The sequence below is a fragment of the Pseudomonas sp. P8_229 genome, assembly GCF_034008635.1.
In the GTDB taxonomy this organism is placed as follows: Bacteria; Pseudomonadota; Gammaproteobacteria; order Pseudomonadales; family Pseudomonadaceae; genus Aquipseudomonas.
Window position 1 is genome coordinate 4,063,296 of the sequence record NZ_CP125378.1, and the last position, 13,363, is coordinate 4,076,658.

12 protein-coding genes are annotated in these 13,363 nt (G+C 59.1%); 4 read left to right on the forward strand and 8 right to left on the reverse strand.

Annotated elements, in window-relative coordinates; all coding sequences use genetic code 11:
* Positions 1 to 3: 3 nt before the first annotated feature.
* From QMK55_RS18235 to QMK55_RS18245, 3 genes are all read right to left on the reverse strand, one after another.
* Complete coding sequence (locus QMK55_RS18235; protein WP_320329687.1) at positions 4 to 1,149, reverse strand: NADH:flavin oxidoreductase; 1,146 nt, start codon at positions 1,147 to 1,149, stop codon at positions 4 to 6.
* Positions 1,149 to 2,393 (reverse strand): AfsA-related hotdog domain-containing protein, encoded by a 1,245-nt coding sequence (locus QMK55_RS18240; protein WP_320329688.1) that lies wholly within the window; start codon positions 2,391 to 2,393, stop codon positions 1,149 to 1,151. The genes QMK55_RS18235 and QMK55_RS18240 overlap by 1 nt, the downstream gene beginning before the upstream one ends.
* Positions 2,394 to 2,533: 140 nt before the next feature.
* A complete protein-coding gene (locus QMK55_RS18245; RefSeq protein ID WP_102356122.1) occupies positions 2,534 to 3,088 on the reverse strand; it encodes an acyl-homoserine-lactone synthase in 555 nt (184 codons plus the stop codon).
* 155 nt (positions 3,089 to 3,243) lie between these two features.
* On the opposite strand from QMK55_RS18245, the gene QMK55_RS18250 reads away from it, so the two are divergent.
* Complete coding sequence (locus QMK55_RS18250; RefSeq protein ID WP_102356123.1) at positions 3,244 to 3,963, forward strand: autoinducer binding domain-containing protein; 720 nt, start codon at positions 3,244 to 3,246, stop codon at positions 3,961 to 3,963.
* Positions 3,964 to 4,292: 329 nt separating this feature from the next.
* Positions 4,293 to 4,793 carry a phosphate-starvation-inducible protein PsiE gene (locus QMK55_RS18255; protein ID WP_003221775.1) on the forward strand — a complete coding sequence of 167 codons (501 nt, stop codon included), beginning with the start codon at positions 4,293 to 4,295 and terminating at the stop codon, positions 4,791 to 4,793.
* Here the strand turns inward: QMK55_RS18255 and QMK55_RS18260 are convergent.
* From QMK55_RS18260 to QMK55_RS18270, 3 genes are all read right to left on the reverse strand, one after another.
* Positions 4,790 to 5,107 carry a DUF3509 domain-containing protein gene (locus QMK55_RS18260; protein WP_102356124.1) on the reverse strand — a complete coding sequence of 106 codons (318 nt, stop codon included), beginning with the start codon at positions 5,105 to 5,107 and terminating at the stop codon, positions 4,790 to 4,792. The genes QMK55_RS18255 and QMK55_RS18260 overlap by 4 nt on opposite strands.
* 298 nt (positions 5,108 to 5,405) lie before the next feature.
* Positions 5,406 to 6,707 (reverse strand): serine/threonine transporter, encoded by a 1,302-nt coding sequence (locus QMK55_RS18265; protein ID WP_320329689.1) that lies wholly within the window; start codon positions 6,705 to 6,707, stop codon positions 5,406 to 5,408.
* 86 nt (positions 6,708 to 6,793) lie between these two features.
* Positions 6,794 to 8,170, reverse strand: a complete 1,377-nt coding sequence (locus QMK55_RS18270) for an L-serine ammonia-lyase (protein WP_102356126.1) — start codon at positions 8,168 to 8,170, stop codon at positions 6,794 to 6,796.
* 135 nt (positions 8,171 to 8,305) lie between these two features.
* On the opposite strand from QMK55_RS18270, the gene QMK55_RS18275 reads away from it, so the two are divergent.
* Positions 8,306 to 9,253 carry a LysR substrate-binding domain-containing protein gene (locus QMK55_RS18275; protein WP_025109400.1) on the forward strand — a complete coding sequence of 316 codons (948 nt, stop codon included), beginning with the start codon at positions 8,306 to 8,308 and terminating at the stop codon, positions 9,251 to 9,253.
* Positions 9,254 to 9,453: 200 nt separating this feature from the next.
* Positions 9,454 to 9,861 (forward strand): HPF/RaiA family ribosome-associated protein, encoded by a 408-nt coding sequence (locus QMK55_RS18280; protein ID WP_025109399.1) that lies wholly within the window; start codon positions 9,454 to 9,456, stop codon positions 9,859 to 9,861.
* A gap of 388 nt (positions 9,862 to 10,249) precedes the next feature.
* Here the strand turns inward: QMK55_RS18280 and QMK55_RS18285 are convergent, their stop codons facing one another.
* Together QMK55_RS18285 and fecA are read right to left on the reverse strand one after the other, a co-directional pair.
* Positions 10,250 to 10,618 (reverse strand): endonuclease domain-containing protein, encoded by a 369-nt coding sequence (locus tag QMK55_RS18285; protein ID WP_102356127.1) that lies wholly within the window; start codon positions 10,616 to 10,618, stop codon positions 10,250 to 10,252.
* 325 nt (positions 10,619 to 10,943) lie between these two features.
* Positions 10,944 to 13,274, reverse strand: a complete 2,331-nt coding sequence (fecA, locus tag QMK55_RS18290) for a TonB-dependent Fe(3+) dicitrate receptor FecA (RefSeq protein ID WP_320329690.1) — start codon at positions 13,272 to 13,274, stop codon at positions 10,944 to 10,946.
* Positions 13,275 to 13,363: the final 89 nt, after the last annotated feature.

A 13,363-nucleotide genomic window follows, 5' to 3' on the forward strand; every position in this document is an offset into this window, starting at 1 on the left:
TCCTTATGCCAACGCGGGGCGTAAATATTTCGGGTTCACGCAGCAATACACTCGGTCCAGACGTGGGTTGCTTTTGTCGCTGAAGCACTGGCTGTCCCATCGGCATTTATGGATGTCGGCGGAACGGCCCTGCAGGGTTTTGTTGATCAGGTCGTTGTCGGCAAACAGCGCCCGCGACATTCCCACCCAGTCGCACACGCCATCGGCCAGTAACTGTTCGGCCTTGTCCAGGCCATCGATGAAGCCGGCATAGCCCACCGGCACCGTCGACACGGCCTTGATCGCCCGGACGCCGGCTTGCAGGTACTCGTCCATGGTCTCGGAGTGCATGATCAACTGGCCGAATGTCGCGCCCATGCACATCGAACATTCCAGCGCGGCGACACCTGCCTGGCAGAGGGCCTGAACGGTTTCCTTGATGTCGGGATACTGCAGTCCTGCATCACCCAGGCGATCATCGATGCCGAGCCGGATAGTGACGATCAACTGGCCCTCGGTGCGCTCGCGAATGGCCTTGACCACTTCAAGCAACAGACGCGCGCGATTCTCTTCGCTACCGCCGTAACGGTCCGTGCGATGGTTGGTGTGCGGCGAGAGAAAACTGCTCAGCAAGTAGCCATTGGACGCTTGCAATTGCACCAGTTGCGCGCCGTTGGTCCAGGCCAGCCAGGCGGAATGGGCGAACTGCTCGATCACCAGGGCGATATCGGTTTCGTCCATGATCCGCACCCGATAGTCCGGGTCGAGTTTCGACACGCGCGGGCAGGGCACGCCACTGGGTGTCAGCACGGCAACGCCGGTGTGCGTGGTGGTGCCCTGACCGCCGTAATGCTGCAACTGCACACCCACCGGGGTGTTGACGCGACTGGCCATGGCGAACATGGCCTTGAGTGATTCGCCCTGATACGCCTCGAACAGACCCAGGCCGGTACTTTGCAGGCGTGACTGCGGCGAGACCGTGGCGTTGCACAGAAACGCCATGGAACAGCCGCCCTCCATGATGCCCTGATAGAACTCGATCATGGCGGGCGTCACACACCCGCTGTGATCGGCCAGATCCACGCCCATCGAGGCGAAGAACAGCCGATTGCGCAATTCCAGTCCGCCGGCAAGGCGCAGAGGTTCAAGCACGTGGGGATAGCGCGACATCATGCCTCCTTCCTTTGCTCGGGCATTGCCGAGGCCTGGTCGAACGTCATCCACAGTGTCTGCTCGAGGGCGACCACTGGCGCCGGAGTGATTTCTTCGTGAGAGAAGTAGGCGAACTGTTTGAGCACTTCGCGCCATTTGAAGCGCAGCGATGAATCCAGTTCGGCCAATTGCAGCCTGAGCGTGCCGGCCTTGCCCGCATCGCTGACGTGCAGTGACTGCAGTGGCAGGCTGAGCATTCCTTCGCTTTCCAGATACAGATAGACGTGGCCGCGCTCGGATGCGTCGAGCGGGCTGTCGCATTGCACTTGCAAGCCGGCCATCGACAGCAACTCCAGGCGCGCCGACAGATGGCGACCGGAATCCAGGCGCACCAGCACTTCATGGCGGATGCCCTTGAGCGGACGGAACCAGCAGGCCGGGTCGATGCTGATGTTACGCATGCGCTTGAACACCGGCATCTTGATCACTTCGCCGTGCAGGCGGATGTCGGCCACCAACTCGCCGCGCTGGAAGAAGCGCGCACGCTTGTCGACCTTGCGCCCCCGTGGTGGCGCCATGCCTTCGTAATCACCGACGAGTACGTCGACCTGAAACGACGACTCGGTGTAACGCGGGAAGCTCGATAACAGGTCAACGATGGAAATCGACACTTCACCTCGGGCGTAGCCGCTGTGCTCGTAGAACTGCGCGTACATTGCCTGGCGTGCCGCTTCGATCAGCATCAGGCCGGGAACGTGCTCATGGTGTTTGCGGTAGAAGAAGTAGTTGGCGGTGTCGTTGAACAGGGTGAAGTAGAGCAGGCCCTGTTGCGGGCAACCGTCGATCTGCTTCAGGATTTCGTGTACGCATCGGCGCTGGCCGAGATCGAGCAAAGGGGGCTGGCCAGGCAGTTGGGCCAGTTTGGCCTCGGTGCTTTCCAGCACCCAGACACCACTGAGAATCAGGTGGTCGGTGGCTTTTTCGTAGTTGGTCAGCAGCTCCGGCAGACAATCCGACAGGCCTGCCTGTTCGAGCTCGTCGAGGTCGATGATCGTTGGCAGCGAACGCAGCACCAGGCGATCGCTGTCCAGTCGATAGGCCTGATTGATGATTTCCAGATCCGTCGGATCAAGGTTGGCCCGCTGCACAATGGCGGCAGGCAGCCAGGCTGGCAGCAAGTGGTGGGCGTCGTAAATCAGTACATCGTCATCATGGCCCTTGTGGACGATATCTTTGGCAACTTTCCTTTGCATGTCGATCATGATCATCCCTCTGTGTTGAACGTTGGTTGTGCTGCGGTTGCTATCCATGTCGTGAAATCGACCCACACCGATGTGAGCTGCTCGACGGCTGTCAGCAGCTTCACTGGATGTGCGCATGTGTTATCGAATGCCGGGAAGGGTTACTGCACCGTGATGTAGCACGCGCCCAGGGTGCGGTTGTCCAGCACCTGCGGCGGAGCCAGCCATTTGTAGTCGATGCCACCGCGCTTCAACAGGCGTCCGATCGCCACCGGTGAAACCGACACCAGGTGCGAGACGCCGCAGGTCCTGGCGTATTCCAGGGTGGCCATGAACAGTCCGACGGTGTTTTCGTCGGACATCACCTGTTCGTTTTTTCCGCCCTCGGCATCGAGGTCCAGAGAGGTGAAGCGCGACAGCTCCCAGATGTCGTCGCCGCACGGGGCAGGCGTGTCGCCGAGCAGCGAGGTGAACACCTCACTCAGCAGGTACGGTTGGGTGGTCGGCAGCAGGCGCGCGCAACCTTTGATGTTGCCGTCGTCCTCTTCAGCGACGATGTAATGGGTGCCACTGTGGTCGAACTGGTCGAACTCGAAATCGTCCGGTGTTGATAATTGCCAGCCGAGGCGTTCGACAAAGACCTGATAGCGATATTGAGCCAAGCGTTGACGCTTTACTGTCGTCAACTGGTCATAACGTCCTGACAAGTAATCCATCACAGATTCCGTTTAGTGATTGGTTAGGCGGCGATTAAAGTGCACACTGCGATCGCATACTACCTGTCACCCTTGACAGCTAGCGGAAACATTTGGAAATATGCTAGGCATGTTGGCAAGAGGCCGACAGCAATAACGGTGAGAAAGGAATCTCTATGTCGTACTGGCAGGCTGAACTGTTGGAAAACGCCATGTCTGCAACGGATGTCGAATTATTGTTCGACAATATCAAGACCGTTGCCAGGCAGTTGGAGTTTGATTATGTGGCCTATGGTTCACGCAGGCTTTTTCCTATCACCAAACCTTGCCTGTTTCTCGCCAATAACTACTCTCCCGCCTGGCAAGCTGCCTATTCCGCCAATCGTTACCTGGAAATCGACCCTTACGTCATGCGCGCAATGCGCAGTGTGAAACCGGTGCTGTGGGACGCCGAACTCAAGACTCAGGCGCCTGAGTTCTGGCAGGAGGCGCAGTCTCACGGACTCTCGGAGGGCTGGGGGCAAACGCTGCTCAACAGCGAAACTCAAGGGCTGGTGACATTTGCCCGGGGCGGCGAGACGATCACCGCGCTGGAACTCGAGACCAAACAGGCGGAGTTGTCCTGGCTGGCCCAGATTACCCATTTGGGCCTCACCCGATTACAAATGCGCGGGGCGGATTCTGTTCTGCCAGTGCCGATCGAGTTGTCGCAGCGAGAAAAGGAAATCCTCCAATGGACGGCTGACGGAAAGTCATCGGACGATGTTTCGGTGATCCTCGGCATCAGCAAAAGGACGGTGAACTTCCATATAAATCATTGCCTGAAGAAGCTTGGTTGCCAAAACAAGATTGCTGCTGCGGTTAAAGCTTCTTTGATGGGGCTGCTCTGGAAATAATTACAACAATAATTTATTGAATGACTGGCTGCCTGGTCAATAACCGGGGTGAATGTGAGCAAGTTCACATATTTAGCCGGTCAGTCATATTTCGCTTATAAGCCAATACCTTTTCGAACGTAATTAATTCATCAAGAAATTTCAGTTATACCGTCACAATCAATTCTGCTGACGGTAGTTGATCTGCGGTGCGACCAAACGCCACGGCGCAGGTTTTATGCCGGCTCGCCATGATGCGTGGCCTTGTTTCTGCATGGCACAAAGCGCATACAGAAAACCGTCACGTCCAACCGGCATCATCCGCTCGCATCGGGCTAAGGAACATCATCGTGAAAATAAACTGGGCCGAGAAACTGCGGCAAAACGTGCATCAACTGGCCGAGTCACTGGGCAACCTGTTCGTCGAGACCTTTCACTATCTGGCGCTGTTCGCCATTGGTGCGGTGACCGCGTGGGCCGCGGTGATGGAGTTCCTCGGCATGCTCGAGGAAGGCCACATCAAGATTGATGACATTCTGTTGTTGTTCATCTATCTCGAACTGGGGGCGATGGTCGGGATTTACTTCAAGACCAACCACATGCCGGTGCGCTTCCTGATCTACGTGGCGATTACCGCGCTGACGCGATTGCTGATCTCCAACGTCTCGCACCACAACCCGCCCGACATGGGCATCATCTACCTGTGCGGCGGGATTCTGCTGCTGGCGTTCTCGATCCTGGTGGTGCGTTACGCCTCGTCGCAATTTCCCTCGGTGAAGATCGAGAAACCGCAACGCAAGCTCGGCGCCGGTTCCGGTGAACACCCCGAGATCGAGAAGGGCGAGCTTTAAATCCCGGCAGCCTGACGGGACGGGCCGTTGATCCGTGGCGGCGGCGGGGTCAGCCCGTCGCCGTTGGTCATTGCTTCGAGGATCGCCATCGCGCTGTGCCCTTGTTCGATGGCAATGCCGAATTGAATGCTTTGCACCAGGCGTCTGAGGCGCTTGGGGTCATTGCGCTGTTCGGCGCTGATCATGCGTTTGGCCACGACCCGGCCGTTGTTGGACAGGGTCAGCATGATGCTGCCGTCCAGCCCCTGAATGCTCAGGTTGATCTGATAGTCCGGCGCGAAGGCATCGGTAATGATCTGAAAAGGGTTGTCCATGATGCGTCACCGCCTGATTGAACGTGCAGTTGTTGACCGGCCGTGATCAGGTTGGTTCGCCATACCGGACCATCGGCCATTCCGTGGCCATTTCGCCAAGTGCTTCTGATAAGTGCTGTAGCAGGCTGCGGTCTTTTGCTCTTCGGTGCGTTGACGCGGGTCATCAAGAGCCAGAAATCGCGGCCTGCGGCAGTGCTTGCAGGGATGTAGCAAGGGCTATGCCGGGAACGTTTTCGCACAATGGATACGGCAGAAAAAAGGCGAGCACCTGGCTCGCCTTTATCATTTGTGGCCCGTTTCAGGGCAGAACCGAGTAGATGATCGCCGACAGTGCAATCAGGCCGATCAGCACCACGAATACGTTGGACACCTGACCCGAGTACTGGCGCAAGGCCGGCACGCGGCGGATGGCGTACATCGGCATCAGGAACAACAGGCAGGCAATCACCGGTCCGCCGAGGTTTTCGATCATGCCCAGGATGCTCGGGTTGAAGGTCGCTACGGCCCAGCAACTGAGGATCATGAACAGTGCGGTCGCACGGTTCAGCCAGCTCGCCGACATCACCTTGCCACGGCCGCGCAGGCTCTTGACGATCATGCCTTGAAAACCTTCGCTCGCGCCGATGTAGTGGCCGAGGAAGGATTTGGTGATCGCCACCAGCGCAATCAGCGGTGCGGCGTAAGCGATGACCGGCGTCTGGAAATGGTTCGCCAGGTACGACAGGATCGAAATGTTCTGCGCCTTCGCTGCTGCCAGATCCGCCGGCGACAGCGCCAGCACGCAACTGAAGCAGAAGAACATCACCGTCACTACCATCATGCCGTGGGCGATGGCGAGGATGCCGCTGCTCTTGCGCTCGGCCTGGGCGCCATAGCGCTGCTTCTGGTCAACCGCGAACGCGGAGATGATCGGCGAATGGTTGAACGAGAACACCATCACCGGGATAGCCAGCCACAAGGTCTTGAGGAACACCGACAGCGGCATCGCCTCCTGAGCGCTGGCGAAGAACGCGCCGTTCCAGTTGGGGATCAGGCTCAGGCCGAGCAGCAAAAGGGCGACGACGAACGGATAGACCAGCACGCTCATGGCTTTGACGATCACGTTCTGGCCGCAACGCACGATGACCATCAGGCCGAGGATCAGCGCCAGCGACAGAATCGCCCGGGGTGGCGGGGCGATGTGCAACTGGTGTTCGAGGAAACTGCTCAGGGTGTTGGTCAGCGCGACGCTGTACACCAGCAGGATCGGGAAGATCGCGAAGAAATACAGGAGGGTGATCAGCTTGCCGGCACCGATGCCGAAGTGTTCTTCGACGACTTCGGTGATGTCGCCCGAATGCCCGGACAGCACGAAGCGGGTCAGGCCCCGGTGAGCGAAGAAGGTCATCGGGAACGCCAGCAGCGCCAGCATCAGCAACGGCCAGAAACCGCCGACACCGGCATTGATCGGCAGGAACAAGGTACCGGCGCCAATCGCAGTTCCGTAAAGGCCGAGCATCCAGGTAGTGTCAGATTTGCTCCAGCCCTTGTGGGCCGTTTCTGTGTTGCGAGTGAGATCTACAGCGGGATTTTCGGCAGCAGGTGTACGTACATCGGTCATCGTTTTTGCCTCGTTATTATTTTTGCTCGGGCTCACGGTTGGCAGGCCGCAAGTTGCGGCCTGCCGGGGCGGTCAGGGAATGCGCGTCAGCACTCCACCCAGCTCACGGCCAGGCCACCCCGTGAAGTCTCTTTGTATTTGTCGTGCATGTCGGCGCCGGTATCGCGCATGGTGCGGATCACCCGGTCGAGGGAAATGAAATGTTTGCCGTCGCCACGCAGGGCCATTTGCGTGGCGTTGATCGCTTTCACCGCGGCGATGGCATTGCGCTCGATGCACGGCACTTGCACGAGGCCGCCGACCGGGTCGCAGGTCAGGCCGAGGTTATGTTCCAGACCGATTTCGGCGGCGTTTTCCAGTTGCTCCGGGGTCGCGCCGAGCACTTCGGCCAGGCCCGCAGCCGCCATGGCGCAGGCTGAACCGACTTCGCCCTGGCAGCCGACTTCGGCGCCGGAGATCGAGGCATTTTTCTTACACAAAATGCCGACGGCGGCGGCGCCCATGAAGAACGCGACCACGTCATCGTCGGACGCGTCCGGATTGAATTTCATGTAGTAGTGCAGCACCGCCGGAATGATCCCGGCCGCACCGTTGGTCGGTGCCGTCACCATGCGCCCGCCAGCGGCGTTCTCTTCGTTGACGGCGAGGGCGAACAGGTTGACCCATTCCATTGCCGACAGCGTTGAACTGATCACATTCGGTTTGCCGATTTCCAACAGGCTGCGGTGCAGTTTCGCCGCCCGGCGCGGCACATTCAGACCGCCGGGCAGGATGCCTTCGTGGCGCAGGCCCTGTTCGACGCACTCGCGCATCACCGACCAGATGTGCAGCAGGCCCTTGCGGATTTCATCCTCGCTGCGCCAGGCCCGTTCGTTGGCCATCATCAGTTCCGAGACCCGCAGGCCGTGCTGCTTGCACAGGCTCAGCAGTTCGGCGGCACTGGAAAAGTCGTACGGCAGCACCACGTCACCGGCCGGCGCCACACCGGACTCGGCTTCCGCTGCTTCGATGATGAAACCGCCGCCGATCGAGTAGTACGTTTGTGTGAATAGCTCGGCGCTTTCGCCAAAGGCTGTCAGCGACATGGCGTTGGGGTGGTAGGGCAGGCTTTCATCCAGCAGCAGGAGATCGTGTTGCCAGTTGAAGGCAATTTCTCTCTGACCGGCGAGGGGCAGAAGACCGCTTTCGCACAGTTGCTGGATGCGTGGGTCGATGGTCGCCGGATCGATGCTGTCCGGCCACTCGCCCATCAGGCCCATGACCGTGGCACGGTCGGTGGCGTGGCCGACACCGGTGGCCGACAGCGAGCCGTACAAACGGATTTCCACCCGACGCACGTCGTTCAGCAACCGTTGGTCGATCAGCGCCTGGGCGAAGGTCGCGGCGGCGCGCATCGGGCCGACGGTGTGGGAACTGGACGGACCGATGCCGACCTTGAATAAATCGAAAACACTGATAGCCATGCTAAAGCCTTACAAGCAATGGAGTAGGAATCGCCGCCATTTTTTGTAGGACAAGCGCAATGTCGGCGATACTGCCTACCTCGGTCTTACGTGACCAACGAAACTTCCTAAGAAAGCCTTTAGCAGGACTAAACGATGAGTCGTCAATTGCATGCCCAGACCTACGTCTGGCTGCAGGTGTTTTCCTGTGCCGCGCGGCACCTGTCGTTCACCCGCTGCGCCGAAGAGCTGCACATCACCCCTGGAGCGGTCAGCCAGCAGATCCGTCAACTGGAAGAGCGCCTTGGGTTTCGCCTGTTTCACCGTCGTGCGCGGGGCGTGGAGTTGAGCGCCGAAGGACAGCGGCTGGCGATTACGGTCAATGAAGCCTACGGCAGCATCGATGCCGAATTGCGCCGACTGGATGCCGGGATGATCAGCGGGATTCTGCGCGTGCGCTCGATTCCGTCGTTCCTCAGCAAGTGGCTGACCCCGCGTCTGCCGCGCCTGCAACAACGTTTTCCGGACATCCAGTTGCGCCTGGTCGCCGAGGACAGCAGCGTACCGTTGCACGAGGGCGACTTTGATCTGGCGATTGACCTGAACGACGGAAGCTACCCGGGGCTGTTATCCACAGCCTTGCTCGATGAGCAGATTTTCCCGGTGTGTGCACCGAGTCTGCTGCGTGGACGCCCGCCGCTGCATGGGCCGGCGGATCTGGTGCATTTCCCGCTGCTGCACGACATCACCGCCTGGCGCGGCAGCTATGAATACGCGGAATGGGAGTTTTATCTGAACGCGATCGGCTTCGAAGGCGCCGACGTTCGGCGCGGCCACACCTTCAATCGCAATCACCTGACCATCGAAGCGGCGATCGCCGGCATGGGCGTGGCGATTGCCCGGCGTACGTTGCTCAACGATGAGCTGGAACGCGGCACCTTGATTGTGCCGTTCGGGCTGTCGGTGCCCAACCATAAACGTTACGTGTTGCTGTATGCGCCGGGGGCGTTGAGCCATCCGGGCGTGCGCGCAGTGCATGACTGGCTGGTGGAGGAGGCGGGGATTTTCCGCAGCTTGCACCCGTTGAACGACGGGCAATTGTGAGCAATTTTTGCAGGGTTGCGAGGCGACCCAACTCCCGACCTTACCAGCGACTTGCTCGGTTGTCCGGCTTTTTTTGCGTATGAATATTTATCTTTTTTCAGGGGTTGAAATGTTCGTCAGTCGGGCCGATTGTTGTAATCAAGGGGTCACGAAATCCTGTTCAAGGCCTCTTGCGAGCTAGCTGAAATAAGGGATGAACTATGCAAATCCAAGTCAATAGCGATAACCATATTCAAAGCAGTAAACGACTGGAGGAGTGGGTACGTACAACCATTGAGAGCACGCTCGACCGTTATGAAGAAGACCTGACCCGTGTCGAAGTCCACCTGAGCGACGAGAACGGTGACAAACCAGGTCCCCATGACTTGCGCTGCCAACTGGAAGCGCGGCCAAAAGGCCATCAACCGATTTCCGTCACCCATAAAGCCGATTCGCTGGAACAGGCGATCGATGGTGCAGCCGAAAAACTGGAACACGCGCTTGAGCACCTGTTTGGCAAACTGCGAGGAAAACCACGTGCCGCTGTGGTTCCATTCACCGGTAAGGCCAACGACAAGCTGTTGGCGGAAGAGTTTGACGAGAATGAACAGGCAGCGATCAACAGTTGATACGCTGATTTCATAAGCCACCCAATGAGAACGGGCCTGCGAATGCAGGCCCGTTTTTGTTTGTGGCGGTTTTTGCGCAGGGCATAAGAAAGCGGCCCCTCACCCCAGCCCTCTCCCTCCGGGAGAGGGGGCCGACCGAGGTGTCTGAAGAGGTACGTCGACCTGAAAGACCGAGTGATTATGGATTCGGCAAAACGGTTTCAGGTCGATGTATTTCTGAAGCATCCCGCAATCAGTCCCCCCTCTCTCTGGGAGAGGTCCGACCGAGGTGTCTGAAGAGGTACGTCGACCTGAAAAACCGAGTCGATTATGGATTCGGTAAAGCAGAATCAGGTCGGCGTAGCTCGCAAGCATCCCCCGGTCAGTCTCCTCTCCCTCTGGGAGAGGGTTAGGGTGAGGGCATTTTTCGATTCGCCGCAATTCCTATGATCTGCTCCAGCACATCGTCCATCTGCTGGATCACCTCGAGATTACTGAAACGCGCGACTTCAATGCCCTTTTGATTCAGATAGTGCGTCCGGCGTTGGTCATGAATCAGTTCCTGCGTTTCAAAGTGCTGACCGCCATCCAGTTCAATCGCCAACTTCAGCTCAGCACAGTAAAAATCCAGCACGTAAGGCGGACAGGGAAACTGCCGACGAAATTTCAGATTGGCGATCTGGCGGGAGCGAAGCTTTTGCCAGAGCAGGTGTTCGCAGTCGGTTTGGTTGACGCGTAACTGGCGGGCGAATTGGGCGAGGGTGGGGCGGGTTTGCATGCTTCACGATCCTTGTGAAGTTGGTTTGAAGTTTTACTGTAGACCATGACCCGCTGACCCGCTGACCCGCTGACCCGCTGACCCGCTGACCCTCACCCCAGCCCTCCCGGAGGGAGAGGGGGCCGACCGAGGTGTCTGGCGTTGTACATCGACCTGAAAGACCGAGTCGATTATGGATTCGGCAAAGCGGTTTCAGGTCGAGTCGATTATGGATTCGGCACAGCACGTTCAGTTCGGCGTACCTCGCAAGCATCCCCCAATCAGTCCCCTCTCCCTCAGGGAGAGGGCTAGGCGGGCGGCGTTCCGATGAGGGGCTTTTCAATCCTCAGAACGCCACAGAAGTCTGCACATAAACCGTCCGCGGCTCACCCACATATTTGCCCTTGTTGTTGTCATCGAACGAGCGGGTGAAGTACTGCGTGTTGAAGATGTTCTTCACGCCCACCGCCACATTCAGGTCCGATAATTGCGGACCGAAGTCGTAACCGGCGCGGCTGCTGAACAGCATGTAGCCCGGAATCTTGCCGGTGCTGCCGTCGGCGCTTTCTTTCGTGGTGTTGGCGTTGTCGGCGAACTGGTCGCTCTGCAAGCTGCTGTCGACATTGAGTTTCCATGGCCCCTCGGTGTAACCGACGCCAATCGTGCCTTTGTGTTTCGACGAGAACGGCACGCGATTGCCTTTGTTAGGCCCATCTTCACGGATGGTCGCGTCAACATAGGCGTAAGTGGCGTACACATCGAAACCGGCCAGCGCCGGGCTCAAGTCGTCCAGCGCGTAATTGACGCTGGTCTCGATGCCCTGATGGCGAGTCTCGCCACGGGCAATCACCGAATCGTTGGTCTGGTTGCTTTCGTACTGGTTGTCGAAGTTGATCAGGAACGCGCCGATTTCCGCGCGCAGTGCGCCGTTGTCGTAACGGGTGCCGAGTTCCCAGGTGCGGGCCTTTTCCGGTTTCACTTCGCCGCTGCTCACGCGGTTGGGCATCTGGCTGTATTGCACGCTGCCGAACGAGCCTTCGGTGTTGGCGTACAGATTCCAGCTGTCGCTCAGGTGATACAGCAGGTTCAGCGCTGGCAGCGCGGTGTTGTAATCGCCCTTGTATTTGACGTTGGTCAGGTTGTTGGTCTGCTGCGACTCGATCATCTCGTAGCGCACGCCCGGGGTGATGGTCCATTTGCCGATGTCGATACGGTCGTCGACGAAGAACGCATTGGCTTCGGTACCACCCCGGGTATCGCGGTCGTTGCGGCTGTTGGTGGTCGGGTATTGGTTGCTGCTGATCGGCGTGCGATAGCGCAACTCGTGGCCGGCCTCGTTGATGTAGCGGTAGCCGACACCGACTTCATGGCTGGTCGGGCCGAGATCGAAGCCCTGGGCGAACCGCGTTTCGAAACCGCGCACCCAATACTCGCGCGGCGATAGCGAGAGGAAGCTGCCCTGATCCAGATAGCCGCTGCGCAGGGTCTTGGTGAAGAAGGTGTTGGCGGCGAATTCGCGGCGATCTTCCTGATAGCGATAGCCGAAGTTGAACATTGTCCGCCGGCCCCAGAACTGGTCTTTCGGGCGCGTCGACTGGTACGGATCAGCGTCGTAATCGGCGACGTTGAGGCCGCCGGGCATGTCGGCCTTGCCTTCGTAATACTGGGCCATGGCATTGAAGCTGTTGGCCTCGTCGAGCTGGTATTTGCCCTTGAGAATCAGATCGTCGATCTCGGTGTCGCAGTGTTCACGCCAGTCGCCGCCACGGGTGCCGGAGTACAGCAGAGCGCCGCCCAGACCATTTTCGTTGGTGCCGCCGGCCAGCAGGTTGGCGCTGCTCTTGAAGCCGTCATGACTGGACGACGGACTGGTTTCGGTCTGGAAACCGCCCTTGACCGTCGGCTCGTCGGGAATGGCGCGGGTCACGAAGTTGACCACGCCGCCGACGTTTTGCGGGCCGTAACGCACCGCGCCGCCGCCACGCACCACGTCCACCGCATCCATGTTGCCCATGCTGATCGGCGCGAACGACAACTGTGGCTGGCCGTAAGGTGCGAAGGGCACGGGAATGCCGTCCATCAGCACTGTGGAGCGCGCCGCCAGCCGTGGGTTGAGGCCACGAATGCCGAAGTTCAGCGCCATGTCGTGGCTGCCGGTGCCGTTGTTTTCCGGGGCGTTAACCCCGGGAATGCGGTTGAGCACGTCTCGCGCCTGAGTCGCGCCCTGGCGTTCGAAGTCTTCGCGGCGGATGACGTCGCGGGCGCCCGGATGCTCGAAGACGTTGACCTGCGCCGCGTCACCGAGCCAGTCGCCAACGACTTTCGACGTGTCCAGCTCCAGAGCACCGTCGGCCACCGTTTGCAGGCTGAAGGCATTGTTGCCCTCGGCGCGGGCTTGCAGGCCGGTGCCTTCGAGCAATGCATCGAGACCTTGCGCGGCGGTGTAGCTGCCTTCCAGGCCACGGCTTTGCACGCCGCTGGTGATCTGCGAGCCGAAAGAAATCAGCACGCCGGCTTCACGACCAAACTGGTTGAGGGCATTTTCCAGCGACGCCGGAGCGATGTGGTAAGCCTTGGTTTCAGCGGCCAGGGCGGGCAGGGCGCTGAAGCTCAGGCTGGCGCCGAGAACGAGATGACGCAGGCTGCGGGCCAGTGGCGTGAGGCGGGTCGGGTGCATGAACGATGATCCTGAGAAGGTTGAATCAAGGGGGCTTTCCTTCTCTGTCACGCCAGATCTGAAAAACGGCTCATTTATTTTTCAAAAGC